1 protein-coding gene is annotated in these 737 nt (G+C 71.4%); it reads left to right on the forward strand.

The genetic code is table 11. From position 1 onward, the window contains the following. Positions 1-254: 254 nt before the first annotated feature. The coding region (locus D8M34_RS18620; RefSeq protein ID WP_126894748.1) for an LLM class flavin-dependent oxidoreductase at positions 255-737 on the forward strand (483 nt) is incomplete at its 3' end.

Raw genomic sequence — 737 nt, forward strand, 5'->3', positions numbered from 1 at the left:
GTGATCTCCTGTACGAGGGGGTGGGACGGGGTCAGGAGCGGGGACAGAGGGCCCCGGCCGTCTGGCCCAGGTCGATGTGCAGCCTCCGCACGAGCGCGATCACGGGATCAGTGAACCGCACCGAACGGTTGTGTGCGACGTGACGGAGCCGACCGAACCGGCGGGGCCCGCGGTCCGATGGGCGCGGTGGCGCCGGTCGCCGGGAGGGGGCTACGCTCCAAACGGAGTTGGCTCCGTTTACGAGAGGACATGCCGTGGAGATCGGACTGCACATCGCGGACTTCACCTACCCGGCCGGGCCGGCGGGCCTGGCCGACGACCTGTCCCGGATCGCCGTCGCGGCCGAGGAGCAGGGCTTCTCCCGGGTGAGCGTCATGGACCACCTCTGGCAGATCCGGCCGGTCGGGCCGGTCGAGACCGACATGCTCGAGGCGTACACCGTGCTCGGCTACCTGGCCGCCCGCACCGAGAAGGTCGACCTCCTGGCCTGGGTGACCGCGGTGACCTACCGCGACCCCGGCCTGCTGGTGAAGGCCGTGACCACCCTGGACGTGCTGTCGAAGGGCCGCGCGATGCTGGGCATCGGCGCCGCCTGGAACGACGAGGAGGCCACCGGGCTCGGACTGTTCTTCCCGCCGACCGCGGAGCGGTTCGAGCGGCTGGAGGAGACGCTGCGCATCGCCCGTCAGATGTGGAGCGACGACGACGGCCCCTTCGAGGGGGCCCACTACCGGCTC

The organism is Microbacterium sp. HSID17254, from assembly GCF_003989315.1.
In the GTDB taxonomy this organism is placed as follows: domain Bacteria; phylum Actinomycetota; class Actinomycetes; order Actinomycetales; family Microbacteriaceae; genus Microbacterium.